The organism is Mesorhizobium sp. M1A.F.Ca.IN.020.06.1.1 (genome assembly GCF_004023265.1).
Taxonomy (GTDB): Bacteria; Pseudomonadota; Alphaproteobacteria; order Rhizobiales; family Rhizobiaceae; genus Mesorhizobium.
Genome location: NZ_RZSR01000781.1, coordinates 1 through 2,892, shown reverse-complemented (window position 1 = coordinate 2,892; position 2,892 = coordinate 1). Strand labels below are relative to the sequence as shown.

The 2,892-nt window shown below is 62.9% G+C and carries 4 protein-coding genes; 3 read left to right on the top strand and 1 reads right to left on the bottom strand.

Going from position 1 to position 2,892, the window contains the following annotated elements; all coding sequences use genetic code 11:
• Positions 1-616, top strand: a 616-nt coding sequence (locus EOA60_RS26825) for an EAL domain-containing protein (RefSeq protein ID WP_164899558.1), incomplete at its 5' end; no start/stop codon positions are given.
• Between the two features lie 141 nt (positions 617-757).
• On the opposite strand, the gene EOA60_RS26820 is transcribed toward EOA60_RS26825, so the two are convergent.
• On the bottom strand, positions 758-1,366 hold the full coding sequence (locus EOA60_RS26820; protein WP_066997984.1) for a YqgE/AlgH family protein: 609 nt from the start codon (positions 1,364-1,366) through the stop codon (positions 758-760).
• Between the two features lie 127 nt (positions 1,367-1,493).
• On the opposite strand from EOA60_RS26820, the gene EOA60_RS26815 reads away from it, so the two are divergent.
• Positions 1,494-2,300, top strand: a complete 807-nt coding sequence (locus EOA60_RS26815; RefSeq protein ID WP_095823795.1) for a protein-disulfide reductase DsbD domain-containing protein — start codon at positions 1,494-1,496, stop codon at positions 2,298-2,300.
• Positions 2,301-2,439: 139 nt separating this feature from the next.
• Positions 2,440-2,892 (top strand): peroxiredoxin (locus EOA60_RS26810; protein ID WP_164899557.1); only part of this gene is annotated, 453 nt, incomplete at its 3' end.

The following is a 2,892-nucleotide window of genomic DNA, read 5'->3' as shown; positions in this document are numbered from 1 at the left end:
CCCGGTGGCTGAGAATTGCGGCCTGATCGTGCAGCTCGGCCTGTTCGCCATGCAGCAGGCGGCCGAGGATCTGGCGGCCTGGCAGAAGCAGATCGGCGACGCGCCGCTGTCGGTTTCGGTCAACCTCTCCAGCCGGCAGCTCATCCGCCGCGACCTGGTCAGCGACGTGCGCTCCGTCATTGCGCGGGCCAACTTGAAGCCGCGCTGCTTCCGGCTCGAACTCACCGAATCGCTGGTGATGGACAATCCCGAGCAGACCGCGCATGTGCTGACCAAGCTCAAGCAGCTCGGCATCGGACTGTCGCTCGACGATTTCGGCACCGGCTATTCATCGCTCTCCTACCTGACGCGCTTCCCCTTCGACACGATCAAGATCGACAAGAGCTTCGTCGACGACGCAACGCCGAAACGTGCGGTGCTGCTCAAGTCCATGGTCAACATGGCCCATGAGCTTGGCCTGTCGGTCGTCGCCGAAGGCATCTCAGACGAGAGCGACGCGCTGGAGCTGCGCCAGATGGGCTGCGAGTATGTCCAGAGCTTCATGTTCGGCGCGCCGATACCCGGCGAACTGGTGCTGAAGACGCTGAGGGAGCAGTACCCGCTCACACAGGCTTAGAGGGCGTTGCTTCGGCGCTTACGAACTGCGGCGACCTTCCAACTTCGTTATCACCCTAAACGCTCAGAGCGCCGCCATTCCTCGGAGGTGATGACGAAGCCAAGGCGGGGTTCGACCAATCCCGCAGGTCGGCAAAGGCGTTTAAGCGTGCCCCGCGGCGGCGCTCAAATGGGCGAGATCGATACCGATCGAGGCAAGGATGCGATCGTATTTGCGCTCGATGTCGGCGTCGAACAGCAGCTCCGGCGTGGCCGGGCAGGTGAGCCAGCCATTCTCGGCGATCTCGCTTTCGAGCTGGCCGGCGCCCCAGCCAGAATAGCCGAGCGCCATCAGCGCATGACGCGGCCCGCGACCCGTCGAGATGGCGCGCAGGATGTCGACCGTGGCGGTCAGGCAGATGTCGTCGGAGACGTTGAGCGAGGATTCCACGCGATAGTCGCCGGAATGCAGCACGAAGCCGCGGCTGCGGTCGACGGGCCCGCCATTGCGCACGACGAAATCGCGGGCATGCGCCGGCAAGCGGATTGCTTCCTGCTCGTTCACGATGCCAAGCTGCACCAGAAGGTCCGGGAACAGCATCTGCTGCGTCTGATTGATGATCAGGCCCATGGCGCCCTCGTCGCTGTGGGCGCAGATATAGATAACGGAGCGCGTGAAGCGGTCGTCCTTCATGCCAGGCATGGCAATCAGGAACTGATCGTCGAGAAAGCCGCGTCCGGCCGTCTTCTTTTTGTGGCGCAACAAGTCCATGGAACTGAGGGTAACCCGTTTCCGCGGCGCCGAAAAGATGGTCAGGCTGCCCGATGTCACGCAAATATGATACCTGCAGGAACATGAAACCATTGCGCGGCCAAGAACGGGCGATCAAATCACCGTCATGCGATACCTGAATATTGTGGCGCTCGGCGCCGTCGTCGGCCTGGCAGCGGGGCAGCCGGCCGAGGCATCATCCTCGGCCTGGTACAACAGCGAAGGCGGCAAGGTGCGGCTGGTGACCAGCGGCAAGCCGGACGAGGCGGGCAAGATCCACGGCGTGCTCGACATCGCGCTAAAGCCAGGCTGGAAAACCTATTGGCGCGATCCCGGCGACGCCGGTGTGCCGCCGCAGATCGACATCTCGGCCAGCACCAACATCGCAGATGCAAAGCTGTCGTTTCCGCCGCCGCAGCGCCACGATGACGGCTACGGCAAATGGGCCGGCTATGACCGTCCCGTATCGCTGCCGGTGACCTTCACGCTGTCGGCGCCCGACCAGCCGGCGACGATCGATGCCAACGTCTTTCTCGGCATATGCGAGACGATCTGCATTCCGGTGCAGACGCGGCTCAGCCTCGATCCTGCTTCCGATCCGAACAACGCCACCGACGCGGCGCTGGTGAAGACTGCGCTTGCAACGCTCCCCGGCCCGGCGCGATCTGATTTCGGCATCCGCGTGCTGCCCGGCGATCACGAGACGCTCATCGTCGAGGCGCATTCGCCCAGCGATGCCGAGTCCGTCGACTTTTTCATCGCGGGGGAGCGCGACTATATGTTCGGCGCGCCGGTGCGCAGCGAGAAGGACGGCAAGCTTGTTTTCACCGTGCCGATCCTCGACCGGCCGTCGGCGACGCCCACGGACGGCGGGCTCTACTACACGCTGACAAGCGCCGAAGGTGCGGTGGACGGATTGCTGCCTTTCCCTTGAGCCAATTCGTCGTGGAGCCGCAATTGCGGATCGAAAACCGCTGGGCACTTTTCCTGGGATTGCTCTGAACGGTTGCGGAATGCGGCCCGGTTCGATATCGCAGGCACAGATCCTTCCCAATCTCCCAAACGAGGAAACCATGACCATTTCGGTTGGCGAAAAACTGCCCGAAGCGATTTTCAAGGTGATGACCGCCGATGGCGCCAAGCCGATGACCAGCGCCGAGATTTTCGCCGGCAAGAAGGTGGTGCTGTTCGGCGTTCCCGGCGCCTTCACGCCAACCTGCAGCAACAATCATCTGCCGGGCTATCTCGAGAACCACGACGCCATCGTGGCGCGCGGCGTCGACACTATCGCGGTCGTCTCGGTCAACGACGTCCATGTCATGGGCGCCTGGGCACGTTTCACCGGTGGCGAAGGCAAGATCCTCTATCTCGCCGACGGCAGCGGAGACTTCGCCAAGTCGGTCGGACTTGACAATGACCTTTCCGCGAGCGGCATGGGGCTGCGCTCGAAGCGCTTTTCGATGATCGTCGATGACAGCAAGGTCGTGGCTCTCAATGTCGAAGCCAAGCCAGGTGTCGACGAGAGC

Coding starts and splice junctions, on each gene's coding strand:
- EOA60_RS26815 (WP_095823795.1), top strand. CDS start 1,494: ATGCGATACCTGAATATTGTGGCGCTCGGCGCCGTCGTCGGCCTGGCA.
- EOA60_RS26820 (WP_066997984.1), bottom strand. CDS start 1,366: ATGGACTTGTTGCGCCACAAAAAGAAGACGGCCGGACGCGGCTTTCTC.